This is a genomic window from Nocardioides sp. Soil796 (assembly GCF_001429525.1).
Taxonomy (GTDB): domain Bacteria; phylum Actinomycetota; class Actinomycetes; order Propionibacteriales; family Nocardioidaceae; genus Nocardioides.
In genome coordinates this window covers 138,303-164,263 of sequence record NZ_LMSQ01000022.1, presented here as the reverse complement: position 1 = coordinate 164,263, position 25,961 = coordinate 138,303, and the positions used below count along the sequence as shown (strand labels likewise).

The 25,961-nt window shown below is 69.1% G+C and carries 22 protein-coding genes and 2 pseudogenes; 18 read left to right on the top strand and 6 right to left on the bottom strand.

Features of this window, described 5'->3' with window-relative positions; all coding sequences use genetic code 11:
* The first annotated feature begins 1 nt into the window (after position 1).
* The 6 genes from ASH02_RS24645 to ASH02_RS24620 all read left to right on the top strand — a co-directional run bounded on the left by ASH02_RS24645 (position 2) and on the right by ASH02_RS24620 (position 7,922).
* Positions 2 to 1,558, top strand: coding sequence for an FAD-binding protein (locus ASH02_RS24645; RefSeq protein ID WP_200959240.1), 1,557 nt, complete (start codon positions 2 to 4; stop codon positions 1,556 to 1,558).
* Positions 1,555 to 3,930 (top strand): arylsulfatase, encoded by a 2,376-nt coding sequence (locus tag ASH02_RS24640; RefSeq protein ID WP_200959239.1) that lies wholly within the window; start codon positions 1,555 to 1,557, stop codon positions 3,928 to 3,930. Before ASH02_RS24645 ends, ASH02_RS24640 begins: the two co-directional genes overlap by 4 nt.
* Positions 3,931 to 4,051: 121 nt before the next feature.
* A complete protein-coding gene (locus tag ASH02_RS24635) occupies positions 4,052 to 5,308 on the top strand; it encodes a sulfotransferase family protein (protein ID WP_057295669.1) in 1,257 nt (418 codons plus the stop codon).
* Positions 5,305 to 6,120: an SDR family oxidoreductase gene (locus ASH02_RS24630; protein WP_057295668.1), complete on the top strand. Its 816-nt coding sequence runs from the start codon at positions 5,305 to 5,307 to the stop codon at positions 6,118 to 6,120. The genes ASH02_RS24635 and ASH02_RS24630 overlap by 4 nt, the downstream gene beginning before the upstream one ends.
* Before the next feature lie 46 nt (positions 6,121 to 6,166).
* Positions 6,167 to 7,333, top strand: coding sequence for a sulfotransferase family protein (locus tag ASH02_RS24625; RefSeq protein ID WP_235539116.1), 1,167 nt, complete (start codon positions 6,167 to 6,169; stop codon positions 7,331 to 7,333).
* 67 nt (positions 7,334 to 7,400) lie between these two features.
* Positions 7,401 to 7,922: a nuclear transport factor 2 family protein gene (locus ASH02_RS24620; RefSeq protein WP_057295666.1), complete on the top strand. Its 522-nt coding sequence runs from the start codon at positions 7,401 to 7,403 to the stop codon at positions 7,920 to 7,922.
* A 55-nt stretch (positions 7,923 to 7,977) separates the two neighbouring features.
* On the opposite strand, the gene ASH02_RS24615 is transcribed toward ASH02_RS24620, so the two are convergent.
* Complete coding sequence (locus ASH02_RS24615) at positions 7,978 to 8,682, bottom strand: EthD domain-containing protein (RefSeq protein ID WP_056889751.1); 705 nt, start codon at positions 8,680 to 8,682, stop codon at positions 7,978 to 7,980.
* A gap of 32 nt (positions 8,683 to 8,714) precedes the next feature.
* Positions 8,715 to 9,485 carry an SDR family NAD(P)-dependent oxidoreductase gene (locus ASH02_RS24610; RefSeq protein WP_056889750.1) on the bottom strand — a complete coding sequence of 257 codons (771 nt, stop codon included), beginning with the start codon at positions 9,483 to 9,485 and terminating at the stop codon, positions 8,715 to 8,717.
* Positions 9,486 to 9,671: 186 nt separating this feature from the next.
* On the opposite strand from ASH02_RS24610, the gene ASH02_RS24605 reads away from it, so the two are divergent.
* From ASH02_RS24605 to ASH02_RS27210, 3 genes and pseudogenes are all read left to right on the top strand, one after another.
* Complete coding sequence (locus ASH02_RS24605) at positions 9,672 to 10,418, top strand: SDR family oxidoreductase (RefSeq protein ID WP_057295665.1); 747 nt, start codon at positions 9,672 to 9,674, stop codon at positions 10,416 to 10,418.
* Positions 10,419 to 10,836: 418 nt separating this feature from the next.
* Positions 10,837 to 11,418: pseudogene (locus ASH02_RS27215) on the top strand (3-ketosteroid-9-alpha-hydroxylase); the annotation flags it as partial.
* Between the two features lies 1 nt (position 11,419).
* Positions 11,420 to 11,620 (top strand): annotated as a pseudogene (locus ASH02_RS27210) (3-ketosteroid-9-alpha-hydroxylase); the annotation flags it as partial.
* A gap of 21 nt (positions 11,621 to 11,641) precedes the next feature.
* Here the strand turns inward: ASH02_RS27210 and ASH02_RS27410 are convergent.
* Both ASH02_RS27410 and ASH02_RS24590 read right to left on the bottom strand, forming a co-directional pair.
* Positions 11,642 to 12,493, bottom strand: a complete 852-nt coding sequence (locus ASH02_RS27410; RefSeq protein WP_082599266.1) for an IclR family transcriptional regulator — start codon at positions 12,491 to 12,493, stop codon at positions 11,642 to 11,644.
* A 39-nt stretch (positions 12,494 to 12,532) separates the two neighbouring features.
* Complete coding sequence (locus ASH02_RS24590; RefSeq protein ID WP_057295664.1) at positions 12,533 to 13,705, bottom strand: hypothetical protein; 1,173 nt, start codon at positions 13,703 to 13,705, stop codon at positions 12,533 to 12,535.
* Between the two features lie 149 nt (positions 13,706 to 13,854).
* Between ASH02_RS24590 and ASH02_RS24585 the strand changes: the two genes are divergently transcribed.
* The 7 genes from ASH02_RS24585 (at position 13,855) to ASH02_RS24555 (ending at position 22,126) form a co-directional block, all read left to right on the top strand.
* Positions 13,855 to 15,531, top strand: coding sequence for an FAD-binding protein (locus tag ASH02_RS24585; RefSeq protein ID WP_057295663.1), 1,677 nt, complete (start codon positions 13,855 to 13,857; stop codon positions 15,529 to 15,531).
* 10 nt (positions 15,532 to 15,541) lie between these two features.
* Positions 15,542 to 16,576, top strand: coding sequence for a ferredoxin--NADP reductase (locus ASH02_RS24580; protein WP_057295662.1), 1,035 nt, complete (start codon positions 15,542 to 15,544; stop codon positions 16,574 to 16,576).
* Positions 16,573 to 17,148, top strand: a complete 576-nt coding sequence (locus ASH02_RS24575) for a nuclear transport factor 2 family protein (protein WP_057295661.1) — start codon at positions 16,573 to 16,575, stop codon at positions 17,146 to 17,148. Before ASH02_RS24580 ends, ASH02_RS24575 begins: the two co-directional genes overlap by 4 nt.
* Positions 17,149 to 17,224: 76 nt before the next feature.
* Positions 17,225 to 18,406: an acyl-CoA dehydrogenase family protein gene (locus tag ASH02_RS24570; protein ID WP_057295660.1), complete on the top strand. Its 1,182-nt coding sequence runs from the start codon at positions 17,225 to 17,227 to the stop codon at positions 18,404 to 18,406.
* 33 nt (positions 18,407 to 18,439) lie between these two features.
* Positions 18,440 to 19,363, top strand: a complete 924-nt coding sequence (locus tag ASH02_RS24565) for a VOC family protein (RefSeq protein WP_057295659.1) — start codon at positions 18,440 to 18,442, stop codon at positions 19,361 to 19,363.
* A 48-nt stretch (positions 19,364 to 19,411) separates the two neighbouring features.
* Positions 19,412 to 21,607: an arylsulfatase gene (locus ASH02_RS24560; RefSeq protein ID WP_057295658.1), complete on the top strand. Its 2,196-nt coding sequence runs from the start codon at positions 19,412 to 19,414 to the stop codon at positions 21,605 to 21,607.
* Between the two features lie 12 nt (positions 21,608 to 21,619).
* Positions 21,620 to 22,126: a VOC family protein gene (locus ASH02_RS24555; protein ID WP_057295657.1), complete on the top strand. Its 507-nt coding sequence runs from the start codon at positions 21,620 to 21,622 to the stop codon at positions 22,124 to 22,126.
* Between the two features lie 66 nt (positions 22,127 to 22,192).
* Here ASH02_RS24555 and ASH02_RS24550 read toward each other — a convergent pair whose 3' ends face one another.
* Positions 22,193 to 23,011 (bottom strand): TIGR03619 family F420-dependent LLM class oxidoreductase, encoded by an 819-nt coding sequence (locus ASH02_RS24550; protein ID WP_057295656.1) that lies wholly within the window; start codon positions 23,009 to 23,011, stop codon positions 22,193 to 22,195.
* Positions 23,012 to 23,070: 59 nt separating this feature from the next.
* Positions 23,071 to 24,135: a DUF1214 domain-containing protein gene (locus tag ASH02_RS24545; RefSeq protein WP_057295655.1), complete on the bottom strand. Its 1,065-nt coding sequence runs from the start codon at positions 24,133 to 24,135 to the stop codon at positions 23,071 to 23,073.
* A 169-nt stretch (positions 24,136 to 24,304) separates the two neighbouring features.
* Here ASH02_RS24545 and ASH02_RS24540 point away from each other — a divergent pair, with 169 nt between their 5' ends.
* Together ASH02_RS24540 and ASH02_RS24535 are read left to right on the top strand one after the other, a co-directional pair.
* Positions 24,305 to 25,081: an SDR family oxidoreductase gene (locus ASH02_RS24540; protein ID WP_057295654.1), complete on the top strand. Its 777-nt coding sequence runs from the start codon at positions 24,305 to 24,307 to the stop codon at positions 25,079 to 25,081.
* Positions 25,081 to 25,953, top strand: a complete 873-nt coding sequence (locus ASH02_RS24535; protein WP_056687128.1) for a TIGR03619 family F420-dependent LLM class oxidoreductase — start codon at positions 25,081 to 25,083, stop codon at positions 25,951 to 25,953. The genes ASH02_RS24540 and ASH02_RS24535 overlap by 1 nt, the downstream gene beginning before the upstream one ends.
* Positions 25,954 to 25,961 lie beyond the last annotated feature (8 nt).

Here is a 25,961-nt window from a genome sequence, read left to right as displayed (position 1 = left end):
CGTGACAACGACGACGGAGTGGGACGACGAGTGCGACGTGCTCGTGGTGGGCTCGGGTGGCGGTGGACTCACCGGCGCCTACACCGCGGCACGTGAGGGACTCAGCGTGATCCTGGCCGAGGCGAGTGACCACTTCGGCGGCACCACCGCCTACTCGGGCGGCGGCATGTGGTTCCCCTGCAACGCCGTGCTGGAGCGGGCGGGAAGCACCGACACCTTCCGGGACGCCGCGACGTACTACCGATCGATCGTCGGTGACCGGACCCCTCGGGAGCTCCAGGACGCCTACCTGGAGAACGGCGCCCGCCTCGTCGACTACCTCGAGCAGGACGACGACTTCGAGTTCATGGTCTTCCCGTGGCCGGACTACTACGGCTCGGCGCCGAAGGCCAGCGCCACCGGTCGACACATCATGACGAAGTCGCTGCGACCCGACGAGCTCGGGTCCCTGCGCGACTCGTTGCGCCCCACCCTCCCGGTCGAGCGCGCCGGCGCGCCGCTGCCCGAGAGCATCGACGGCGGACAGGCACTCATCGGCCGGTTGCTGCTCGCGCTGTCCCGTCGCGACGCGGTCGACCTACGCCTGGACACCACCTGCGACGAGCTGGTCCGTGAGGGCGAGGCAGTCGTCGGCGCGGTCGTCACCCAGGCCGGAGTCCGTCGCCGGATCCGCGCCCGGCGTGGTGTCCTGGTCGCGGCCGGTGGCTTCGAGCACAACGAGCAGATGCGGACGACGTACGGCGTGCCCGGCGCGACCCGTGACGCCATGGGCCCGGCGACGAACCTGGGCCTGGGCATCCAGGCCGGCATCGCCGTCGGTGCCGACACCGACCTGATGGAGGAGGCCTGGTGGTCACCGGGGCTGACCCACCCTGACGGCTCCTCGACGTTCTCCCTCTGGTTCACGGGCGGGATCTTCGTCGACGACAACGGTGAGCGGTTCGTCAACGAGTCGTGGGCCTACGACCGGATCGGTCGCGAGGTCATCGACCGGATCGCCGCCGGTGACGTGACGCTGCCGTTCTGGATGGTCTACGACGACCGCGACGGCGAGCGTCCCCCGGTGCGGGCGACCAGCGTGCCGGCGGGGGAGACCCGCGACTACCAGGAGGCCGGGCTGTGGTTCAGCGCCGACACGCTGGACGAGCTGGCGGTGAAGATCGGCGTGCCGGCCGACCGGCTGGCCGAGACCGTCGCCCGCTTCAACGGCTTCGTCGAGGCCGGCCACGACGACGACTTCAACCGGGGCGACGAGCCCTACGACCGGTCCTTCTCCGGCGGTGAGTCTCCGCTCGTGGCGATCGAGAAGGGCCCGTTCCACGCGGCGGCCTTCGGCCTCTCCGACCTGGGCACCAAGGGCGGGCTGCGCACCGACGCCTCCGCGCGCGTGCTGGACGCGGAGGGCGCGGTGATCCGTGGCCTGTACGCCGCCGGCAACTCGATGGCGGCCCCGAGCGGCACCGTCTACCCCGGAGGTGGCAACCCGGTGGGCACCAGCATGGTCTTCAGCCACCTCGCGGCACTCGACATGGCGGCCAGCCGCACCACCGACGCATGACCGACCACACCGACGCACCAGGAGACACCGTGAACCGCAAGATCCTGCCGATTCCCCAACCACGGCAGACGATTGCGCCTTCCGTCGACCGCGTCCACCAGGATCCGGCGTACCCGGTGAGGGAACGGGTCACCCCGCCGGAGGGTGCGCCCAACGTGCTCGTCGTCCTCGTCGACGACATGGGCTTCGGGGCCTCGTCGGCGTACGGCGGACCCTGCCGGATGCCGACCGCCGACCGACTGGCAGCGGGCGGGCTGAGCTACACCAGGTTCCACACCACCGCGATCTGCGCGCCGACCCGGGTCTCGCTGCTCAGCGGTCGCAACCACCACAGCGCCGGCATGGGCACCGTGCCGGAGATGGCCACCTCGTCGCCCGGCTACGACTGCATCCGACCCGACACGATGGCCACGCTGCCGCAGATCCTGTCCGGCAACGGCTACCTGACCGGTGCCTTCGGCAAGATGCACCAGACGCCCATGTGGGAGGTCGGCGAGACCGGACCCTTCGACCGGTGGCCGCTGAACGAGGGCTTCGATCGGTTCTATGGCTTCATCGGCGCGGAGACCAACCAGTTCACGCCGGCGCTCATCGACGGCTTCACCCCGATCGAGCCGCCGCGCACCCCCGAGGAGGGGTACCACCTCTCCGAGGACCTGGTCGACCAGGCCACCACCTGGATCGAGAACGTCAGCTCGCTGGAGCCCGACCGGCCGTGGTTCACCTACCTGAGCTTCGGTGCCTGCCACGACCCGCTGCACGTGCCCGAGTCCTGGCGGGGTCGCTACCGTGGGGAGTTCTCCCGCGGGTGGACCGCTCAGCGCGAGGAGACCCTGGCCCGGCAGAAGGAGCTCGGCCTGGTGCCGCAGGACGCCACCCTGCCGGAGTTCGACCCGGACATTCCCGACTGGGAGGGCATGAGCGACGACGAGCGCGTCGTGTGCGCGCGGCTGATGGAGCTGTACGCCGAGTTCGCCGAGCACATGGACGCCCAGATCGGCCGCCTCATCGACACCCTCGAAGGTCTGGGCCAGCTCGACAACACGTTGGTCGTCTACATGCTCGGCGACAACGGCGCAGCGGCCGAGGGCGGCATCCACGGCTCGGCCAACCTCGTGTGCAACCTCAACCGGGTGCCCTACAAGGTGGAGGACATCGTCGCGCAGCTCGACGAGCTGGGCGGCCCGATGACCTACCCGCACTATCCGGCGGGCTGGGCGCTGGCGATGAACACCCCCTACCAGCAGTCGAAGAAGTACGCCTCGCACTACGGCGGCACCCGCAACGGGATGATCGTGCACTGGCCGGAGAGGATCACCGAGGCCGGCGTGCGGCACCAGTGGCAGCACTGCGTCGACCTGACGCCGACCGTGCTCGAGGCCGCCGGCATCCCGGTGCCCGACGTCGTCGACGGCGTGCCCCAGGCGCCCATGGAGGGCACGTCGTTCGCCGACACCTTCACCGACCCCGACGCCGAGGAACGCCACACCACGCAGTACTTCGAGATCCATGGCAGCCGAGGCATCTACGACCACGGCTGGACGGCGGTCACCCGCCACATGTCGATGCCGTGGAGCCGGCCCTACCGCCCGGCTCCGCCCTTCGCCGAGGACGTCTGGGAGCTCTACGACACGACCTCCGACTGGACCCAGGCCGAGAACGTCGCCGAGAAGTTCCCCGAGAAGCTCGAGGAGCTCAAGGCGAAGTTCCTGGTCGAGGCCGGCCGCTACCAGGTGCTGCCGCTGGACGACCGCATGCAGGAGCGCTTCGACCCGGCTGCGGCGCCACGACCCGACCTGCTCGGTGACCGGCGCTCGGTCACCCTGCGGCCGTCCATGCACGGACTGCGAGAGGGCATCGCGCCCGACGTGAAGAACACGTCGTTCACGATCACCGCCGACCTCACGGTTCCGGACGGCGGCGCCGACGGTGTGTTGATCGCCCAGGGCGGACGGTTCTCCGGCTGGTCGCTCTACGTCAAGGACGGCCGTCCGGTCTACTGCTTCAACCGCGCCGGCGAACGCACCTGGATCCGTGGCGACTCCGCCGTACCGGCGGGGGACCACGTGGTGGGGCTCGAGGTCACCTACGACGGGGGAGGCGTGGGCAAGGGTGCCGACGTCGTCCTGACCGTCGACGGGGCAGCGTGCGGGTCGGGCCGCCTCGAGCGCACGATCGGCTTCCAGTTCTCGATGGACGAGACCATGGACGTCGGGCGTGACCGGGGCACCCCCGTCACCGAGGAGTACGCCGCACTCCCGCGTGACAACGCCTATCGAGGTGGGCTCAAGCAGGTCCGCATCGACCTCGCCGAGCGGGTCGACGGCCCCAGCGTGGAGGAGCGGCGACGCGTGGTGATGACCACGCACTGACGTGGCGCTGCCGGGCGGCCGGGCGGTGAAAGGTGATCCCGATCACTGGGACCACCCGGCCGCCCGGCCTCCTCCGCCGCGAAGGTTGCCCCAGAGGACGTTTTCGACTGAGGAGCACGCCATGGCCGCCACGGAACTGAGATTCGACGACCTGCTGGACCCGGTCCTGACACCTGCCCAACAGCAGATGGTCGACTACGCGAACGCAAACCCCGTCGACTACAGCGTCGACGCGGTGCTGGCCGCGGCCCGGGCGACGACCGGCATCGACTCGGTCGGGCCGGACGACGGCTGGGACGAACGGCTCCAGGTCTGGATCGACGTCGCCCACGAGCCCAACCGGACCAACATGGCGCGGATGGCGATGCTCGGGCTGTCCACGAAGTTCCTCTCCAACCGGATGCGCATCCACGACTTCGCGGCCCGCCACCCCGAGGTGCGCGACATCGAGATCGCCGCACCCGTGATGGTGAGCGGACTCTTCCGCAGCGGGACCTCCCACCTGGTCAACCTCCTCGCGGCCGACACGAGGTTCCGCGGGGCCCCGTTGTGGGAGCTCAACCAGATGGTGCCCGGACGCGGCGACGGAGCCGGCCCCGACGGCGTCGACCCCCGGTTCACCCGCGCGGCCGCGAACTACGAGATGGCGCAGGCGGCCAACCCCTACATCAAGTCGTGGCACCCGATGGACCCGTGGCGGATCGAGGAGGACATCGAGATCCTGGCGTCGAACTTCTCCGGCACCTATCCCGAGCACCTCTTCCAGCACGCCGAGCAGTGGCGTGACTACCACCTCGCGCACGACCAGACCCAGCACTACGAGTTCCAGAAGCTGTGCATGCAGGTGATGAGCTGGCACCGGCCCGGCGAACGCTGGCTGACGAAGTACCCCGCCCACATCGAGTGCCTGCAGGCGCTGGTGAACGTGTTCCCCGACGTGATCGTGGTGGAGACCCATCGTGACCCTGTCGGTGCGGTCGTCTCCGCCGCCACCATGCACTCCTACATGGCCCGCACCTGGCAGCACGAGATCGACTACGCGCATCACCTGGACTACTGGCGCGACCTCAGCCAACGCCTGCTGGAGGCGGGAGTGCGTGATCGTCATCTGGTCGAGGACCAGGTCGTGGACGTCTACTACGACGAGATGGTGGCCGACAACTGGTCGGCGGTGAACGCGGTGTACGACAAGGCCGGCATCGAGATGACCGACCAGTCGCGGGCCCAGATCCAGGCGTTCATCGACAACAACGCCCAGGGTCGCGACGGACGCATCGTCTACGACCTGCGTGGCCACTTCGGGGTCGAGCCCGAGGACGTCCGCAAGCCGTTCGAGGCCTACCTCGAGCGCCACCCGGTCCGGATCGAGGTCAAATGAGCGAGAGCGTGGAGAACCCGCGCGCCGCGGCAGCCCCGCTGCTCACGGACAAGGTCGTGCTGGTCGCCGGTATCGGCCCCGGCCTGGGCCGGGCCCTGGCCGTGCGCTCCGCCCAGGCCGGCGCCCACGTGGTGCTGGCAGCGCGGACGCCGGAGCGACTGGCCGAGGTCGCCGACGAGGTGACCGCCCTCGGGCGGCGTGCCCTCGCGGTGCCGACGGACATCACGTCCCCGGAGTCGCGTGAGCAGCTCGTGCAGCGGGCGCTCGACGAGTTCGGCCGGGTCGACGCGCTGCTCAACAGCGCGTTCGTGCAACCGCCGCAGGAACGGCTCCTCGACACCGACGTCGAGGCGATCCGCGGCTGGACGGACCTCAACGTGCTGGCATCGGTCGGACTGGTGCAGCAGCTCCAGAAGACGCTGATCGCCAACAGTGGTGCGGTCGTCCTGATCAACTCGATGGTGCTGCGCAACCGGCTGCCCGGCTTCGGCGCCTACCGCATGGACAAGGCCGCCCTACTTGCCGCGGCTCGGAGCCTGTCCGTGGAGCTGGGACCCCACGGCGTGCGGGTGAACTCGGTGGCACCGGGCTACATCTGGGCCGACAAGGTGCGACGCTCGTTCGAGCGACGGGCCGAGGCCGGGGGCGTCACCTTCGACGAGGTGTACGACGAGGTGGCCGCCGGTACGGACCTGCGCCGGCTGCCGACCCCGGACGAGATCGCCGACGCGGCGGTCTTCCTCGCCTCCGACATGGCCAGCGGCATCACCGGCCAGTGCGTCGACGTGACCTGCGGCCACACCCACCACTGACGACACTGCGGCGACGAAACGGCCGCGGAGAGGGACCAGGATCACCGTGACCACTCTTGGCACCATCGAGGAACTCCACGAGGCGGCGTCGGCCCGCGCCGGGCTCGACGACTTCGGCGACCCCGGCTACCAGGAGCCGATGCAGGTGCTGATGGACAGTTACGTCCGTGACGCCGGGCTCACCGAGGCAGGCGTGGTGCGCACCAGGGCCATGCTGGGCACGGTCCTGGAGACCAGGCTCCGCCTGCAGCAGGCCTACGCCCGCTGGCCGCAGGCTGCCCAGGTGGAGATCCGGCGGCCCATCTTCGTGACCGGCCTGCCGCGCACCGGCACCACTGCGCTGCACCGGCTGCTCTGCCTCGACCCGCAGAGCCAAGGCATGGAGCACTGGCTGACAGAGGCGCCGCAGCCGCGGCCGCCGCGCTCTGCCTGGGCCGAGAATCCCGACCACCAGCACATGCAGCAGTTCCTCGATGCGCACCACGCGGCCAACCCGGATATGAAGGGCATCCACTTCATGTCACCGGACACGGTCGAGGAGTGCTGGCGCGCCGAGCGCTTGTCGATGCGCTCGATCGCGTTCCAGAACACCGCGCACCTTCCGGGCTACTCGGAATGGCTGGCCGGGCAGGACCTGACGCCGGCGTACGACGCCCATCGCGAGATGTTGCGGATGATCGGGCTCAACGACCCGGACAGGCGCTGGGTGCTGAAGAGCCCGAGCCACCTCTTCGGCCTGGACGCATTGATGGCGACCTACCCGGACGCCCTGATCATCCAGACCCATCGTCATCCGCGCACGATCGTGGCGTCGGTCAGCAGCCTGAACCAGCATGCCAGCGCCGGCACCTCGACGACCTACACCGCCAAGATGGTCGGGCAGAACTGCCTCGAGCTGTGGGCGCACGGCGTGGAGCGCTTTGCCGAGGCCCGCCTGAAGTATCCCGAGGAGCAGTTCGTCGACGTCCACTACGAGGACTTCGTCGCCGACGCGCCGGGGGTGGTGGCCAGGATCCACGACACCTTCGGGTTGCCACTCGGGGACGACGTGAAGGAGGCGGTCGCCGCGAGCCACGAGGAGAGCAAGGCCAGCGAACGACGGCCGGATCACCGCTACTCGCTGTCCGACTTCGGGTTGACCGAGGCCGAGGTGGACGCGAGGTTCGCGGGCTACATGGACGAGCACTTCTCGGCCGGGACCCGGGTCTCGTGAGCACGGCACGACTCAACAAGGCGGCCGGCCGGGCCGGCGGCGACGGCTCCACGACGCAGGAACCATGATGGACACGACCGAGCTCGAGCAGCTGCGCGACGACGTCCGGGTCCTGAAGGACATCGAGGCGATCAAGCGGGTGAAGTACGCGTACTTCCGGTGCCTGGACACGGCGAACTGGTGCGAGCTCCGGGAGTTGCTGCACCCGAAGATGCGCGCGAACATCGTGGGTGGGCGCTACCGCCTCGAGTTCGACAACCGGGATGACTACCTCGAGACGCTCGCCAACTCCTTCCACGCGGAGTTCGTCGGCCAGCACAACGGCCACCACCCCGAGATCGACGTCCACAGCCCCACCGAGGCGACCGGCAAGTGGTACCTCTCCGACGTCGCGATCAACCTGGCCCGGGCGTGCACCACGGTCGGAACCGCGATCTACACAGACCAGTACCTCAAGACCGACGGTGCCTGGCAGATCATCGAGACCGGCTACTTCCGGATCTACGAGACCGTCACCCAGGACCCCGAGCCGCCGGCGTTGAGCGCGCACTACCTGGCCGACCACGGTCGCAGACTCCCCACGAAGTAGGAGACCTGCGTCCGGCAGGGCAGCCGGATGCGCCTGCCCTGCCGGCACCAGCCACTCAGGCGAACGGCGAGCTCAGCACGAACCGGCTGGAGGGCACGACGCCGACGTCAGGGCCGAGGAACTTCGCACAGCTCTCGAACATCAGGCCCATGCGGCGATCGAGCTCGCGCTGGTCGCCGCCGCTGCCGTACCAGACGTGCTGGTCGGACTGTGCCTCGATGGGAAACAGCTCCTCCACGATCGCGTCGACCGGGAAGGCATCGGCCGTGAGACTGCGCACCACGGTGTTCTGGACGTATCCGATGCTGGCCTGGGTCTCGATCGCGACGTCCGTGTGGTGGTTGTGCCAGTAGTCGAGCCAGTCCGGATGCGACATCGCCTCCCGCCGTCGGATGAAGGCGATGTTCGACAGGCCGGGTGTCCGTTCGCCCGGTGAGGGGTCCGACGGCTCGATCGGGACGCTCTCGGTGACCACCCAACCGGCGATCGTGTCAGCCACCGAGAGCAGGGAACGCTCCAACGGCCCACGGACGGCGTCGCGCCAGCTGTCCACCCACAGGCTGACCACGGCGTCCACCCGGTGTCCGGACGGAGGGCGTCGCAGGGTCGCCGACGCGACGGCTGAGTCGGAGACGTTGACCTGGAGACCACGCGCGCCGGAGGCTCGGAGCTCGTCGGCCACGGGTCCTCGCAGACGGGTGGACAGCTCTTCGGTGTCAGCGTCGGCCGGCCAGGTCACGGCATAGATCAGTTTCTCCACAGGGGTACTCCTCGTTCGAAGGGTCGGACGGTTCAGAACGACGCGCGGGCGCCGCCGTCGAGCCGCAGCTCCGAGGCGTTCCAGTAGCGCGCCTCGTCCGATGCGGCGAAGGCGATCACGGCGGCCATGTCGTCGGCCGTGGCGGACTCCTCCTGGCCCCACGGGTGGATCAGGCGGCTGAGCCACTCGCCCTGGTAGTCCTTCATCTGCTCCCAGATCTCCCACATCATCTTCGTCTGCACGCCGGAGGGGGAGATCGGCACGACCCTGATCCGCTGCGGGGCCAGCTCGATCGCCAAGGTGAGCGAGGCCGAGACGATCGCGGCCTTCGACCCGGCGTACGACGCCATCGTCGGCACGGCCTGCGTGGCCGACGTCGAGGCGATGTTGATGATGCTGCTCGTGCCGCCCGCAGGGATGAACGGCAGTGCCTGGTTGATCAGGAAGAGGGGGCCGATGAAGTTGATCTGGGCGATCCTGCGCGCGAGGTCGCTGTCGAAGGTGTCGATGGGGGTGCGCAGCGAGACGCCGGCGACGTTGCACACGACGTCGATGCGGCCGTCGAGCTGTTCACCTGCGGCCCGCACGGCATCGACGATGCTGTCGTCGTCGGTCATGTCGACGAAGTGGGAGCGGAAGCGCGCCGGGTCCTCGACCAGGCCCTCGGTCTCCTTCAGGCCCTCGGCACTCCTGCCGAGGCCGAACACGGTGGCACCTTCGGCGATGAAGCGGACAGCGGACGCCTGGCCGATGCCCGAGGAGGCTCCGGTGATGAGGATGTTCTTGCCTTCGAACCGGTGCATGGTTCTCCTTCGTGGTGGCCGGACCACGGTCCGGTGGAGGTGACTTGTTCCTGACGCTAAGTGGCCCGGATCACGTCCCTGGCGACGATCCCGGTGTCCGGGATCGTGTGTCAGTGGTCCTCTGGATCGCGCCTAGCGTCCAGTTGCCGAAGCACCCGGGCACCCCACTCGAGAGGACACCGACACATGGGCAAGCTGGACGGAAGAGTCGCGATCGTCACCGGAGGTGCCCGCGGCATGGGCGCTTCGCACGTGCGCGGGCTGTTGCGCGAGGGCGCACGGGTCGTCTTCGGCGACGTGCTGGAGGACGAGGGGCGGCTGCTCGAGAAGGAGCTGGGGGAGGATTGTCGCTTCCTGCCGCACGATGCCACGTCGGAGGAAGGGTGGGCGGCGATCGTCGACCTCGCCATGACGACCTTCGGCAGGGTCGACGTCCTCGTCAACAACGCCGGGATCCTGGGCTTCGGGTCGTTGGACTCGACCTCCCTGGAGGACTTTCGTCGGGTCATCGACGTCAACCTGGTCTCGCAGTGGCTCGGGCTGAAGTACGCAAGCGCGGTGATGGGCGAAGGCGGGTCGATCGTGAACATCTCCTCGCTCAACGGGCTCGTCGGCGGGATGAACCTGACCGCCTACGCAGCCAGCAAGTTCGGGGTGAGGGGCCTGACCAAGTCGGCGGCGATCGAGCTCGGCCCCAAGGGCATCCGGGTCAACTCGGTCCATCCAGCAGGTGTGGCTACACCGATGCTGGGCAGGGCCGAGGACGACGTGGACAGCTCGAACGGACCGATGGCCAACATCCCGATCCCTCGGATGGCCTACGCCCACGAGGTCACCGAGATGGTGCTCTTCCTGGCGAGCGACAGCTCGAGCTACTCCACCGGCTCGGAGTTCGTCATCGACGGTGGCATGTCGGCGGGCGCCGGCTTCTGACCCTCGGGTCGCGACACGTTCCACCGACCGGGACTGCCGCCGGGCCGCCGCAAGGCTGGTTCCGGCGGCAGTCCCGATCATCAGGATCGCCCCCGGAGTGCCCCTTCGCCGTCGTTACGTTTCCCGAACCAGTGGAAGCAGGTCGACACCAGTCGGCCTGCAGGCGGAAGGGAACGTGCTGAGCATGTCAGTAGCCGAGATCAACGAGAACGAGGTCCGCACCATCGAGGCGGCCGAGGTCGAGACGCGGTTCGCGCGTGGCTGGCACTGCCTGGGCCTGGCCCGGGACTTCCGTGACGGGCAGCCGCACTCGATCACCGCGTTCGGCACCAAGCTCGTGGTCTTCGTCGGCGAGGACGACACGGNAGTCCCGCTGCGGGCCCGCACCGCGGCCTGGCCGACCCTCGAGCAGGACGGCATGCTCTTCGTCTGGAACGACCCCGAGGGCAACCCGCCGCCTGCGGAGGTCACCATTCCGGTCATCGAGAAGTTCAACGACGGTGAGTGGACCGACTGGGTCTGGAACCAGATGGTCGTCGACACCAACTGTCGCGAGGTGATCGACAACGTGGTCGACATGGCGCACTTCTTCTACGTGCACAAGTCGTTCCCGACGTACTTCAAGAACGTCTTCGAGGGACACGTCGCCACGCAGTACTTCGACGGTGTCCAACGCGAGGACGTCGTGCACCAGCAGGATGCGGTCGCTGCTGCGGATGCCCCCAAGTTCATCGGCTCCGAGTCGGAGGCCGCCTACTGGGGACCGTCGTTCATGATCGACCACCTCGACCACAAGTTCGAGGACGGGTCGAACCCGTCGGTGCTGATCAACGCCCACTATCCCATCGACAACAACAGCTTCATGCTGATCTTCGGGCTCAGGGTCAAGCGACGCGAGGGCATGACGGCCGAGGCCGCGGAGGCCGGTGCCCAGCGAACCGGGCAGGGGATCCTCACCGGCTTCATGCAGGACGTCGAGATCTGGAAGAACAAGACCCGCNCCGCTGCTCTGCGAGGAGGACGGCCCGGTCTACCAGCTGCGCCGTTGGTACCAGCAGTTCTACGTCGACGTCGCCGACGTGACCCCCGAGATGACCGATCGCTTCGAGTTCGAGATCGACACCACCGCCGCAGTGAAGGCCTGGACCGCCGAGGTCGAGCAGAACATCGCGCTCAAGGAGACGGCCGGGGCACCCGCCTGACACGGACCCGCACGTCGGGACTCACATGATGGCATCGTCGTCGAGCCGGGCGAGGATGTTCTCCATCATGCCGTCCGACCAGACGGTGGACGGCCGGTCCTCGGGGGAGCTGTCGGGGAACAGTCGCTGGGAGATCCGTCGGGTGGCGTCGAGCACCAGCGGCACATAGCGCTCAAGGGGCTTGGCCGAGGAGCCACACAGCGCGACGGCGGCCACGGGTCCCTCGGGACCGCGGATCGCCGAGGCCACTCCGGAGACGCCCTGCACGTACTCGTCCTTCTCGAACGTCAGGCCGTGCCGGCCGCGAATCCGGCGAAGCTCCTGATGCATCACGAACAGATCGGTGATGGTGGCGGGGGTGCGGGGTCGCAGACCGCCCTCGAACAGCGCATCGACCTCCTCGGGCGTCACCCAGGCGAGCTGCGCCTTTCCCAACGCCACGGCGTACGCCGGTGCCCGGCCGCCCACGCGGCTCGGCAGCCCGGGCAGGGAGCCGGCACCGAACTGGTCGAGGTAGACCACGTCGGAGAAGTCGAGGATCCCCAGCTGCACCACGCGACCGGTCTTGTCGTGCAGCTCCTGGAGCAGCGGCACGGCGACCGACCTCAGCTGGTCGTGGTGCCCGACGTCGCCGCCCAGCTGGATGGCCCGTTGGCCGAGGCCGTAGCCGCCCTCGCTGTGCCGCAGCCAGCGCAGGCGCACCAGCTGCTCGAGGATCCGGTGGCTGGTCGACCGCGGCAGACCCGTGCCGCTGGAGACCTCGTCGAGACGCAGCCGCACGGCGCGGTCGTCGAACATCTCCAGGATCAGGGTCATGCGCTCGACCATGGAGGGAGGGGCCGAGGACGCACCGTCGGCGTCGGTCGAAGTCATCGGATGGAACCCTTCTTCATGGTGCTCGTGCAGGAGTGCTCAGGACAGGATCAGGGCGTCGTCGACCCCGTATCCCGACGCCCAACGCCCGTAGGGGACCAGGCTCTGCTCGACGTTGTTCACCAGGTGTGCCGCGCCCGTGTGCACGTCACGCCAGCATCGCTGGATCACGGTGCTGTTGCGCACGCCGTGCCCGCCCGAGACCTTGAGCAGCAGGTCGATGGCCTCGACTGCCCGTTCCGTGCTGCGCACCTGGTCGCGTCGAGCGCGCAACCGGGTCTCCACGGGGATCGCCGCGTTGCGGGTTGCCAGGTCGTACAGCTCGTCGAGGTTGCGATCGACCTGGAGCACCGTCGCATCAAGCTCCGTCAACCCGCGGGCGAGGGCGGCATGGAGGAAGTTGTCGTCATTGCCCTTGCTGCCGCCGTGACTGAACTGGGCGCGGTCGCGCATCCGGTCGAGGTGGTAGTCGTAGGCTCCCTCGGCGGTGCCGACCAGCGGGACGCTGATGGAGGTGCTGTAGACCGCGATCAGCGGGATGCGGTAGAGCGCGGGAGTCCCGGGCTCGCTCCGACGCTCCTCCACCCGCGTGCGGCCAATCGACGCGTAGACCCGATGGGCGGGGACGACCACACCGCTGACCACCACGCCCTTGCTGCCGCTGCCGCGCAGTCCCACCACGTTCCAGTCATCGGTCAGCGTCAGGTCCGAGCGCGGCACCAGCGCCACGGAGTAGTCGACGACGTCGTGGGCCGGTCCGACCAGGAGCGCGCCGAGCAGGAACCAGTCCGCGTGCTCGGCTCCGGCCGCGGCGTTCCACTCGCCACTGAGTCGATAGCCGTCGGACTCCGGCGTCATCCGCCCCACGGGACCGTACGACGCGGTGACCCGGGCGTCCGGGTTCTTGCCCCAGACGTCTTCGGCTGCCTGGGGCTCCATGAGTGCCACGTGACAATGGGTGGCGCCGATGATCGAGGCCACCCAGCCCGTCGAACCGCAGGCGGCGGCCACCGCCCGGATCGCGGTGAAGAACGTCTTCGGGTCGCTCTCGAGGCCACCGTGGGTGCGCGGCTGGAGCATCCGGAACAGCCCGGTCGCGGTCAGCGCCGACATGGTCTGCGTCGAGACCTTGCGGTCCAGCTCGGTGCGCTCGGCTCGTTTCCGGATGTCGGGCAGCAGTGTCCTCACGGATTCGAGAACGTCGGCGGTCACGCTGGGTCCTCCGGATCGCAGAAGGCTGGGGTCGTGTGTCGTCCCCAGCCCCAAGGCTACCGCCGCCGGCGTTCCGGCGAGGGCGATCGGGTCCCGGTGATCGGGATCCGCGACGGCGCTTCGGAGCGGTTTGACTAGCGTCCTCGACCATGGAAGAGACATGGAGCCACGAGGTTGATTTCGTCGTTGTCGGCAGCGGTGGCGGCGGCATGGCGGCAGCCCTGACTGCGGCCGATTCAGGCCTCGACACGTTGGTCGTGGAGAAGGCCGCGGTGTTCGGCGGCACCACCGGCATCTCCGGTGGCGGAATCTGGATCCCGAACAACCCGGCCCTGCGCCGAGCCGGTCACGACGACAGCCGTGAGTCGATCCGCACCTACCTCAACACCCTCACCGAGGGCAAGGTCTCCCAGGCCCGGATCGATGCCTTCATCGACAACGGCCCGGCCGCGATGGAGCTGCTCGAGAAGAGCAAGTGGGTCGACTTCTTCTGGGTCAAGGGCTACGCCGACTACCACCCCGAGCTCGAGGGTGGGCGGCCGCTGGGTCGCTCCGTAGAGGCCAAGCCGTTCGACACCCGCAAGCTGGGGGAGGACGAGCAGCGCCTGCACCCCAACGGCATGGCGGGACCCCTCGGCCTCTGGGTCACCGCGAAGGACTACCACGACCTCGCCATGGTCAAGCGCACCTGGCGCGGCCGGTGGATGTCCGTGGTCGCCGCCTGGCGGGTCTCCTCCAACGTGATCCGCCGCCGCCACATGGCCACCACGGGCCGGGCCCTGGTCTCCCGGCTGCGGCTGGCGCTCAAGGACGCCGGCGTTCCGGTCTGGCTCGAGACGCCGATGTCCGACCTGGTCGTCGAGGACGGCGTCGTGACCGGCGTCGTCGTCGAACGCGACGGCGTGCCGACCCGGATCCGCGCCCGCAAGGGAGTCCTGCTGGCCACCGGCGGGTTCGACCACAACGACGAGATGCGCAAGCAGCACCTGCCCGAGGGCGGCAAGGACGACATCAGCGGCGGCGCCCGGAGCAACACCGGCGACGGCATCCTGGCCGGCGAGCGTCTCGGCGCTGACACCGACTTCATGGACGACGCCTGGTGGATGCCGTCGGTCAAGCACCCCGCCGGCGCGATCGTGCCCCTGGTCTCCGAGCGGTCCATCCCGCCCTCGGTGATCGTCTCGGCGCGCACCGGCGAGCGGTTCACCAACGAGGCCGCGCCGTACGTCAACTTCGTGCACGACCAGCTGGACGGCGGCCACATCCCCGTCTGGTTCGTCATGGACGCCAAGGCCCGGTCCCGCTACCCGTTTGCCCGGGTGCTGCCCGGGGTCGACTTCCCGGCACCGTGGTACGACGCGGGCACCGTGGTGAAGGACGACACGATCGCCGGACTGGCCGGCAAGATCGGCGTGCCCGCCGACAGCCTGACCGCGACCGTCGAGCGGTTCAACGGCTTCGCCCGGTCCGGCAAGGACGCCGACTTCGGTCGCGGGGACAGCGCCTACGACCGCTACTACGGCGACCCCACCCTGCCGAACCCGGCGATCGACACCCTCGACAGGGGGCCCTACTACGCGGTCAAGGTCGAGGCCGGTGACCTCGGCACCAAGGGAGGCCTGGTCTCCGACGAGCACGCCCGCGTCCTTCGGGCCGACGGCTCCGTGATCGAGGGCCTCTACGCGACCGGCAACACGTCCGCCTCGGTGATGGCCAACGAGTACCCCGGAGCCGGCGGCACCATCGGGCCCTCGATCGTCTTCGGCTACGTGGCAGCCCGGCACGCCGTGCGCACCGCTGCCCCCGTGGCAGACCCGCAGCGGTAGGGACCGGACCATGTCGCAGCAGCGCGCCTTCAAGGTCCGTGTGGTCGAGGTGATCGCCGAGACCCCGGACGCCCGTTCGATCGTGGTCGAGCCGGAGGTCGCGGACGCCTCCCACTTCGGCTACCGGCCGGGCCAGTTCCTCACCCTGAACATCCCCACCGATCGTGAGGGCGGCGCCGCGCGCTGCTACTCCCTGTCCAGCTCACCGTCCCTGGACGAGCGGCTGAAGATCACGGTCAAGCGAACCGAGGGCGGCTACGGCTCGAACTGGGTGTGCGACCACCTCGGGGTCGACGACGTGATCGAGGTGCTCGCGCCGTCCGGCACGTTCACCCCGCGCTCCCTCGACGTCGACTTCCTGCTCTTCGCCGCGGGCAGCGGGATCACCCCGGTCATGTCGATCCTCAAGACCGCACTCCACGAGGGCTCGGGCAAGGTCGCACTGGTCTACGCCAACCGCGACGAGCAGTCGGTGATCTTCCGTGACGAGCTGGTCGCTCTCGAGAAGGCGTACGACGACCGCCTGCAGGTGATCCACCTGCTCGAGTCGGTGCAGGGACTGCCCCGGGCGCGGACCCTGGAGCAGCTCGCCGGGATGTGGGCGGACCGGCACGTGTTCATGTGCGGCCCGGAGCCGTTCATGGACGCGGTGACGGCCGCGGTCTCCGAGGCCGGGGTCACCCCGGATCGTGTGCACCACGAGAAGTTCCTCTCGCTGGGAAGCGACCCGTTCGCCGACTCGGTCGTCGAGCTCGACGACGCCGGCCCGACCAGCACGGTCGAGGTCACCCTCGACGGAGCGACGACGACCTTGGCGTGGCCGCGCAGCAACAAGCTGCTCGACGTGCTGCTGGCCGCCGGCCTCGAGGCGCCGTACTCGTGTCGTGAGGGCAACTGCAGCGCGTGCGCCTGCATCGTCCTCGAGGGGGACCTGGAGATGGAGCGCAACGAGGTCCTCGAGGCCGAGGACATCGCCGAGGGCATCGTGCTCGGGTGCCAGGCAGTCCCGCTCAGCGACCGGCTCCGGATCACCTACGACCAGTGAACGACATCGCGGAGCACCACGCACACAGCGCGATCCGCGCCGTGCTGGCGCGCTACGTGCGGGGTGTGGACCGTCTCGACGCCGACCTGATCCGGAGCTGCTACCACCCGGATGCCTACGAGGTCCACGGCGTCTTCAACGGGAACGCGCACGAGTTCGCCACGTGGCGGGTCCGCCAGACCTTCCGGTCGCACCACGTGCTCTCCGAGAGTGCGATCAGGCTGGACGGAGACCGCGCCTTCGTGGAGACTCCCCATGCCGCCGTCGTCCACGTCGACCTTGACACTCCCGAGCACAGCGGAATCATCGAGGCCCGATCGAGCGGGTGGTACCTCGACGTCTTCACCCGTGAGGACGACCGCTGGCTGATCAAGCATCGGGTGGTCAACACGTTCGCCCGCTCCGAGCGGCTCATCGTCGCAGCGACCCAGCCCGACGCCACGGAGGGGGCCCGGCTCTCGGCCCTGGAGTTCGACCTGCCCTCTGCAGCCCCTGCTCCCTCGTCGGTTCCCGATGTCGCGGAGGCGATGCGTCGCCGGTTCCTGAGTGCTCGCGCCGGCGACTCTCACTGAGCGAGAAGGCCCGCCCACGGCACCGGTTCCCGCGCGACCGTGATCCCAGACCTGAAAGCCCGAGAATCGAGGAAGCATGACGAACCAAGTGCTCGACAACGTGATGGAGTCGGCGGAGCAGATCGCCGCTCTCGGGCCGGCGAACGAAGAACTCGGCAGGCTCGACGACGCGGCGGCCAAGCTCGTGCGCGAGTCGGGCGTGATCCGGATGCTGCAGCCGAAGACGCACGGCGGCCTCGAGTCGCACCCGCGCGAGTTCGCCGAGACGGTCATGAAGATCGCCAGCCTCGACGGGTCCTCGGGGTGGGTCGCCGGCATCGTCGGCGTACACCCGTGGGAGCTGGCCATGATGGACTCCCGCGTCCAGGAGGAGGTGTGGGGCCAGGACCAGGACACCTGGTTGGCCTCGCCCTACGCACCGATGGGCGTGCTGCGCCCGGTCGACGGCGGCTACGTGTTCAACGGGCACTGGCAGTTCTCCTCCGGCACCGACCACTGCGACTGGATCTTCCTCGGCGCCTGGCTCGGCGACGAGGCCGGCGAGGCGCTGACGCCGCCGCAGATGTACCACGTGGTGCTGCCTCGCTCGGACTACGAGATCGTCGAGGGCTCGTGGGACGTAGTCGGGCTCAAGGGCACCGGCAGCAAGGACATCATCGTCAAGGACGCCTTCATCCCCGACTACCGGGTGCTCGCCTACGACAAGCTCGCCGACGGCTCGGCAGCGATCGAGGCCGGCCTCGGCACGCTCTACCGCGTGCCGTTCTCGCAGGCCTTCCCGCTCGGCATCACCTCGGCCGTGATCGGCATCGCCGAGGGAGCCCTGGCCCACCACCTGGCCTACCAGAAGGGCCGCACCTCGGTCACCGGCACGAAGATCAAGGACGACCCCTACTCGTTGTACGCCGTCAGCGAGGCGGCCGCCGAGATCTCCGCCTCCCGCACGGCCCTGATCGAGAACATCAGCCGGTTCCACGACCAGGCCGAGGCAGGCATCACCGCGACCTTCGAGGAGCGCGCCGTCGGGCGCCGGATCCAGGTGCAGGCGGCCTGGCGCGCCGTACGCGCCGTCGACGAGATCGTCAGTCGCTCCGGCGGCAACGGGATGCGCATGAGCAACCCGATCCAGCGCTTCTGGCGCGACGCCCACATGGGCATGGCACACGCGATCCACGTGCCGGGCTCGGTCTTCCACGCCTCGGCCCTGACCAACCTCGACGTCGACCCGCCGGCCGGGCCGATGCGCTCGATGATCTGACCGGCCCAACCCAACGACTGACAAGGACATCCCATGACGGAACTACGCGGCCTCGGCTACCTCAAGGTCCAGACCACCGACGTCCCCCGCTGGCGTGAGCTGATGATCGACTCGCTCGGTTTCGCCGAGGGGACCGGCCCCGAACCCGACGGCCTCTACCTGCGCATGGACGAGCGGTCCTCGCGGGTGATCATCCTGCCGGGGGAGACCGACGAGGTGCTCGCCGTCGGGTGGGAGGTCCGCGACCAGTTCGCGCTCGCTGCCGTCGGCCGCGCCGTCGAGGCCGCCGGCACCCCCGTGAAGATGTTGTCGACGGGGGAGGCGGCGCACCGTGGCGTTGAGGCGGCCATGACGTTCACCGACCCGGCCGGCATCCCGGTCGAGGTGTTCTTCGGCCCGGTGCTCGACCACTCGCCCGTCCTGACCGGCGCCGGCCAGAAGTTCGTGACCGGCAAGTGCGGGCTGGGCCACGTGGTGCTCCCGACGACGGAGATGGAGGAGACCGTCGCGTTCTACACCGAGGTCCTCGGCTTCCTCCCGCGCGGCGCGATGAAGGTGGGTCCTGCGGCGGAGGACGGCAGCCAGGCCCGGATCCGGTTCATGGGCATCAACCAGCGGCACCACAGCCTCGCCGTCTGCCCCGCCCCGCACGGCGGTGCGCCGGGCATGATCCACCTGATGGTGGAGGTCGACACCCTCGACGCCGTCGGTCGCTCGCTCGACAACGTGCAGAAGGCCGGCTTCACGATCTCCTCGACCTTGGGCCGGCACACCAACGACAAGATGGTCTCCTTCTACGTCCGGGCACCCGGCGGCTGGGACATCGAGTACGGCTGTGAGGGCATGCTGGTCGACGAGACCTGGTACACCTCCGAGGAGATATCCGCGGACTCCTACTGGGGCCACGACTGGTCGGGTGCGGAGCCCCTGGCCGCGTTCACGCCGCCGGCCTCCTGAGCGCCTGAGTTCGACACACTGCCCGGATCGACCTGAACGGATCGTCACATGACCGAACGGCCTGACCTCTCCCTGCCCGTCGCTCCCCAGGGAGCGCCCAACGTCGTGCTCGTGATGCTCGACGACGTCGGGTTCGGCGCGTCCGCGCCGTTCGGTGGGATCATCGAGACCCCCGCCATCTCGCAGCTGGCGGAGGAGGGGCTGCGCTACAACCGGTTCCACACGACCGCGATCTGCTCGCCGACCCGGGCCGCGTTGCTGACCGGCCGGGACGCGCACGTGGCCGGCGTCGGCACGGTGATGAACAGCGCGAACGACCAGCCGGGCTACCAGGGCATCCTGCGAGACAGCTCGGCCACGATCGCCACGGTGCTCAAGCAGAACGGCTACAGCACCGCCTGCTTCGGCAAGTGGCACCTGGCGCCGGCCTGGGAGACCTCGCAGGTCGGTCCGTTCGACCGCTGGCCGACGGGTCGCGGCTTCGACACGTTCTACGGGTTCCTCGGCGGGGAGACCCACCAGTACGAGCCCACCCTGTACGCCGGCACCACGCCTGTGCACCGACCTGACGGGGACGACTACCACCTCACCGAGGACCTGGTCGACCGCTCGATCGAGTGGATCCGGATGCAGGAGTCGGTCGCTCCCGACCAGCCGTTCATGCTCTACCTGGCCCCCGGCGCGACGCACGCGCCGCTGCACGTGCCGAGTGCGTGGAGCGAGAAGTACAGCGGACGGTTCGCCCAGGGCTGGGACGTCGTACGGGAGGAGACCCTGGCCCGCCAGAAGGCGCTCGGCGTGGTCCCCGAGGACACCGTGCTCACGCCGCGCCCCGAGGAGCTGCCCGCCTGGGACACCCTGAGCGACGGCCAGAAGCAGGTGGCCGAGAGGCTGATGGAGGTCTACGCGGGCTTCCTGGAGCACACGGACACCCAGATCGGTCGCCTGGTCGACGCGCTCAAGGAGAGCGGGCAGTTCGAGAACACGATGTTCGTCTACGTCGTCGGTGACAACGGCAGCAGCGCGGAGGCCGGACTCCTCGGCAGCATCAACTACTTCGGAGCCCTGCAGGGGATGCAGGAGCCGCTGGAGACCCAGCTCGAACGGCTCGACGAGATCGGTGGGAAGAAGTCCTACCCGCAGTACCCGGCTGGGTGGGCGTGGGCGATGACCTCGCCGTTCCAGTGGGTCAAGCAGGTGGCCTCGCACTTCGGCGGAACCCGCAACCCGATGGTGGTCTCGTGGCCCGCGGGCATCAAGGACGCCGGCGGCCTGCGCACCCAGTTCTCGCACGTGAACGACGTGGTGCCGACGATCCTGGAGGCGGCCGGCATCGAGGCGCCGAAGGTGGTCAACGGGGTCGATCAGTCCCCGATGGACGGCACCAGCCTGGTCTACAGCTTCGCGGACGGCGAGGTGCCCGAACGCCACACGACGCAGTACTTCGAGGTGTACGGGCACCGCTCGATCTACCACGAGGGGTGGATCGCCTCGGCCTTCCACCGGGCCGGGATGCCGTGGACCGTGGGCCTGCCGCCGACCGACGCGCCCTTCGACCAGGACGTGTGGGAGCTCTACGACACCACCCGTGACTTCAGCCAGGCCCACGACCTGGCGGCGTCCGAGCCCGCCAGGCTGGCCCAGCTCCAGGAGCTCTTCGAGCGCGAGGCCGCGCGCGTCGAGATCCTGCCGTTGCACGACGCGCGCACCCGCCGCGGAGGCACGCCGAACCTGGCCGGCAACCGGACCGAGTTCGTCTACCGTCGCGGTGCGTTCGGGATCCCCGAGTCCAACGGCCCGCGGCTCAACGGTCGCTCGTGGACGATGCGGGCACACGTCGACGTTCCCGAGGGTGGGTCCCGCGGCGTCCTGGCCACCATGGGTGGCAACACCGCCGGCTGGGCGCTCTGGCTCACCGAGGACGGCCGACCCGAGTTCCGGCTCAGGGCCTTCGAGGCCGGCACCGTGAGCCTGGCCGGCGACACCGCCGTCGCCGTCGGTGCGCACGTCCTCGAGGTCGACGTCGACTACGACGGTGGCGGCGTCGGCAAGGGCGCCACGATCACGCTCTCCCTGGACGGCGTGGCACTCGGCAGCGGACGCACCGAGCGCACCCCGCGGGGCTTCTACTCGATCGACGAGACCTTCGACATCGCGATGACGTCGGGCTCTCCCGTGGGGGACTACCCGCACGTCTTCCCGTTCGAGGGTGGGCTGGACCGCGTCGAGTTCAGCCTGCGCTGAGGGAGGCAGGTCATGGCCCTCGTCGCCGACGGCGCCATCATGCAGATCGGCTGCGTCGTCGAGGACCTCGCCGAGGCCGAACGGATCCACTCGGCGAGCTTCGGCGTGCCGATCTGGACGCGCATGCGCGACATTGCGTTCAGCCCCGAGCGCACGACCTACCGGGGTGAGCCGGCCGACTTCGTGATCCATGTGTCGCTCGGGTACGCCGGCTCGCAGCAGATCGAGCTGATCGAGCCGGTGCGAGGCGTGAACCTCTACACCGAGTTCCTCGAGCGATCCGGGCCCGGCATGCACCACCTCGGGTGGATCCCGGAGGACTACGACGAGTCGCTAGCCGAGGCGCGGCGTGCCGGCCTTGCCGTCGTACAGCAGGGGAGCACGAAGGAGATGGACTTCGTCTACCTGGAGGCGGCGGACATGGGCGTGCAGTACGTCGAGCTGATGCGACCGTCGGCGTCCTTGAGCAGTCGGTTCGAAGCCATGCGCCTCGCCTCCCAAGCCGTCGACCTGTCGTGAGTTCAGGTCGACCCGTCGTGAGTTCTGATCGACCCGTCGCCAGTTCTGATCGACCTGTCGCCAGTTTCAGCCCGCGACAGCGCTGAGCCGGTCGTACCACCGGGCCAGGTCGAGCTCGCCGGACCACGGGATGTCCACCAGCAGCTCGTCGACGCCGGCGTTCCGGAGCAGGGGAATCGCCGCGACCAGTCCGTCGACGTCGAACGACGGCCCCGTGTGCACCCGCACGAGCTGGGCGATCTCGTCGGGGTCCCGGCCGTGGTCCGTGGCGATCTGGCGGATCCGGCTGATCGGTTCGACCGCGCCGCGCTGGAGGTCCTTGAGGTTCGTGGTGCCCATCCAGCCCGAGCCGTAGCGGACCACCCGTTCGTAGGCGCGCTCCGACACACCGCCGATGATGACGGGCACGTCGTGCAGCGGGACGGGGTAGAAGAGCGATCCCTCCGGCAGCGAGTAGAAGTGGCCCTCGAAGCCGTCGGGCGCGCCTTCCCAGCAGCGTCGGATCATGGCGACGGCCTCGTCGAGGCGGCGTCCGCGATCCATCGCGTCGAGGCCGACGATGCCGAACTCCTCGGTGAGCCAACCTGCGCCGACGCCCAGCTCGAGCCGTCCGTCACTGAGCACGTCGATGGTGGCGAGCTGCTTGGCCAGGACGACGGGGTTGCGCAGGCCGGCCACCATCACTCCCGTGCCGACCCTGATCGTCGAGGTCGCCTCGGCCATCGACGCCATCGCCACGACGGAGTCGCACCACGGCTCCGTCGCGGGCCACGGCATCTCGCCGGTGGGGGAGAACGGATAGCGCGACGTGTGCGTCCGCGGCATGGCGACGTGGTCGCCCACCCAGGCCGACTCGAACCCGGCGGACTCGAGGTCCCTGGCCATGGCGCCGAATCCCCGCTCGAGGGCAGCGCGCCCCCGAGCAGGGATGGTTGCCCCGATCTTCAGAGCTTCACGACCTTGCAGGTCGGCAGGGGGTGGTTGTCAGCCTTCACCCAGCGCATGAGGGCGGTGCCCTCCTCGTGGAAGGCGGTGGAGATCCAGTTGCCGTAGCCCGGGTCCTTGGCCGAGACCACGATCGTCAGGGTGCCGTCGTCGTTGAGCTTGCCGGTGTGGTTGTTGATGTAGATGTTCATCCGGTCGTGGTCCAGCGACTCCATCCACCAGTTCTGCAGCACGAAGTTCCAGTACTCGCAGTCCGGGACCGCAGTCTCGATCACCCAGGCCTCGTCGGGCGCGAGCTTCCAGTAGCCGTGCAGGTAGAAGATGGTCGGGTCGCCGCCGGCCCCTTGGAACAGCTCCTGGCCCCAGTCGGGAAGCTCGTTGGGCCGTTCCATGAAGAGCTTCGTCCACCGGGCAAACGTGGCCGAGGTGCCCTTGACGAAGTCCGTGGTCAGCTTGAGCTGGCGGGCGAAGGCGTCGCTGTCGATCGGGGTCGGGCGGGGGATCTCGTCGATGAGCTCGATGCGGACCTGTGCCGCGACCTCGGTGCTGCGATCCTGGAAGGACTGCCGACCGACCAGGTTGGTGGTGTCCTCGGCGAGGGGGAGCCAGGCTCCTTCCGCGGGGCGATCCGCACTGGCGATGAAGCTGAAGTTGCCGTCGGCGTCGACGGGGATCTCGTCGTTGGAGATCTCGCCGGTCGAGGCCATCGTGCCGTCGATGTGGTAGCGGTTGGCCTTCGATCCGAACGTCATCAGGGGCACGGTGCCGCGGCTGCCGCTGATCCGGTAGCGGTGCTTGCCCGAGACGTTGGCGCGCATGTAGATGTTGTCCGGGTTGTCCGCGCCGATCTTGCACTTGAGGTTGGGATCGAGCGCATTGGTGATCGCGGGGAACATCGGGTCGGAGTTCTCGATCGCGTTGAGGGACGCGTAGCGCAGCAGCCGGATCAGGTAGCGGACGCCCTCGTCCTGGTTGAGCGCATCCTGCGGGGCGGCTTCGTCGATCAGCCCCTGCCCCGCCTCTCGCAGCTGGTCGCAGAACTCGTCCCACACCTTGTTGGCCATGTCGCTCCTCCGAGTAGTCAATTTCCTCGGACGGTACGACGTACGAAGCCTCGAGGCCGGGGGCGTCCCGCTGGCAAGGACTGGATCCCGTTGTCCGGGATGCGGCCGACGCCGGCAGGGTCGGCTCCCTAGGTTGAGCGGACCACCCACGACATCAGGGAGATCTCGCATGACTCGTCAGGTCGTCGTCACCGGCGCCGCATCCGGAATCGGAGCGGCCACCGCCGCCATGCTCACGGCACAGGGTGACCACGTGATCAGTGTCGACCTGCGCGACGCCGACGTCGTCGCGGACCTGGCCACCCGTCAGGGCCGCGAGCAGGCGGTCGCCGACGTGCTCGAGCAGACCGGTGGCGTCGTGGACGCCGTGGTCGCGTGCGCCGGCACGTCGTCGCTGAGCCCGCTGGACGTGAAGGTCAACTACTTCGGTGTCGTCGACTTCCTCGAGGGACTGCGACCGGCACTGGCCCGCGCGGAGGCACCGCGAGTGTCGATGACCTCGTCGATCTCGTCGACGCAGCCGACCGACCAAGAGGTGGTCGACGCCTGCCTCGACGGCGACGAGGAGCGCGCCGTCGCACTCGCGGAGAAGCTGCACGCCGACGGGAGGGGCTCCTTGCTCTACGCCTCGTCCAAGAACGCGCTGACCCGGTGGTTGCGTCGTACCGCCGTCACGGAGGACTGGGCCGGCGCCGGCATCCCGCTGAACGCCGTGGGTCCGGGAGTCGTGGTCACGCCGATGACCGAGGGCCTGCGCGCATCCGAGCAGGGTGTCGAGATGATGAAGAAGGCCGTGCCCTCGAAGCTGGGCGGCTGGATGGGCCCGGAGGTGATCGCCGACGCGCTCGTGTGGCTGATCCGCCCGGCGAACACGCACACCACCGCACAGATCCTCTTCATGGACGGCGGCGCCGAAGCAGTCGTCCGCGGCCCCGAGGCGTTCTGATGAAGTGGGCGCTGTCGGGCGCGATGATGGGCCCGAAGGAGCTGCTCGAGGTCGCCGTCGCCGCGGAGGAGCTCGGGTACGACGGTGTCGGCCTGTCCGACTCGGTCTTCTACCCGGAGAAGGTCTCCGCCGACTACCCCTACACCGCGGACGGCAAGCGGATGTGGAGCGGCGAGACCCCCATGCCCGACCCGTTCGTGATGATGTCGGCGCTGGCCGCGGTGACCGAACGCCTGATCATCTCGACCAACGTGCTCAAGCTGCCGTTGCGCGACCCGTTGCTGACCGCCAAGCAGGTCGCCACGATGGCGGTCCTGTCGGACAACCGGATCGCCCTCGGCGTGGGCCTCTCGTGGATCCCGGAGGAGTTCACCTTCACCGGCACCGACATGCGCACGCGTGGCGCCCGGACCGACGAGGCGATCGCGATCATCAAGTCGGTCTGCGCCGGCAACGGTCCCGAGTGGGTCGAGCACCACGGCAAGCACTACGACTTCGACCGGCTGATGATCAGCCCGGCCCCCGACAGGCCGGTCCCGGTCTACGTCGGCGGGCACAGCGAGGCCGGCCTCAAGCGCGCGGCGCGGATCGGCGACGGCTGGATCTCGGTCAACGTCCCCGCCGACGAGCTGAAGGTCGCCATCGCCCGACTCGGTGTCCTGCGCGAGGAGTACGGCCGAGCCGACCTGCCCTTCGAGATCGACGTGTCGCCGACCGACGTCCACGACGTGTCCGGCTACCGCGACCTCGAGGAGGCCGGGGTGACCATCTGCCGTGTCTCGCCCTGGCGGATGTTCGGCGAGGAGCAGACCACAGCTGGTCGGATCGAGTCCCTGCGCCGCTTCGCCGAGACGGTCATCGGGAAGTACTGACGTGACTT

Coding starts and splice junctions, on each gene's coding strand:
- ASH02_RS24570 (WP_057295660.1), top strand. CDS start 17,225: ATGACGAACCAAGTGCTCGACAACGTGATGGAGTCGGCGGAGCAGATC.
- ASH02_RS24535 (WP_056687128.1), top strand. CDS start 25,081: ATGAAGTGGGCGCTGTCGGGCGCGATGATGGGCCCGAAGGAGCTGCTC.
- ASH02_RS24540 (WP_057295654.1), top strand. CDS start 24,305: ATGACTCGTCAGGTCGTCGTCACCGGCGCCGCATCCGGAATCGGAGCG.
- ASH02_RS24640 (WP_200959239.1), top strand. CDS start 1,555: ATGACCGACCACACCGACGCACCAGGAGACACCGTGAACCGCAAGATC.
- ASH02_RS24580 (WP_057295662.1), top strand. CDS start 15,542: ATGTCGCAGCAGCGCGCCTTCAAGGTCCGTGTGGTCGAGGTGATCGCC.
- ASH02_RS24630 (WP_057295668.1), top strand. CDS start 5,305: ATGAGCGAGAGCGTGGAGAACCCGCGCGCCGCGGCAGCCCCGCTGCTC.
- ASH02_RS24585 (WP_057295663.1), top strand. CDS start 13,855: ATGGAAGAGACATGGAGCCACGAGGTTGATTTCGTCGTTGTCGGCAGC.
- ASH02_RS27410 (WP_082599266.1), bottom strand. CDS start 12,493: ATGACTTCGACCGACGCCGACGGTGCGTCCTCGGCCCCTCCCTCCATG.
- ASH02_RS24605 (WP_057295665.1), top strand. CDS start 9,672: ATGGGCAAGCTGGACGGAAGAGTCGCGATCGTCACCGGAGGTGCCCGC.
- ASH02_RS24620 (WP_057295666.1), top strand. CDS start 7,401: ATGGACACGACCGAGCTCGAGCAGCTGCGCGACGACGTCCGGGTCCTG.
- ASH02_RS24555 (WP_057295657.1), top strand. CDS start 21,620: ATGGCCCTCGTCGCCGACGGCGCCATCATGCAGATCGGCTGCGTCGTC.
- ASH02_RS24635 (WP_057295669.1), top strand. CDS start 4,052: ATGGCCGCCACGGAACTGAGATTCGACGACCTGCTGGACCCGGTCCTG.
- ASH02_RS24565 (WP_057295659.1), top strand. CDS start 18,440: ATGACGGAACTACGCGGCCTCGGCTACCTCAAGGTCCAGACCACCGAC.
- ASH02_RS24545 (WP_057295655.1), bottom strand. CDS start 24,135: ATGGCCAACAAGGTGTGGGACGAGTTCTGCGACCAGCTGCGAGAGGCG.
- ASH02_RS24610 (WP_056889750.1), bottom strand. CDS start 9,485: ATGCACCGGTTCGAAGGCAAGAACATCCTCATCACCGGAGCCTCCTCG.
- ASH02_RS24560 (WP_057295658.1), top strand. CDS start 19,412: ATGACCGAACGGCCTGACCTCTCCCTGCCCGTCGCTCCCCAGGGAGCG.
- ASH02_RS24550 (WP_057295656.1), bottom strand. CDS start 23,011: ATGGCCAGGGACCTCGAGTCCGCCGGGTTCGAGTCGGCCTGGGTGGGC.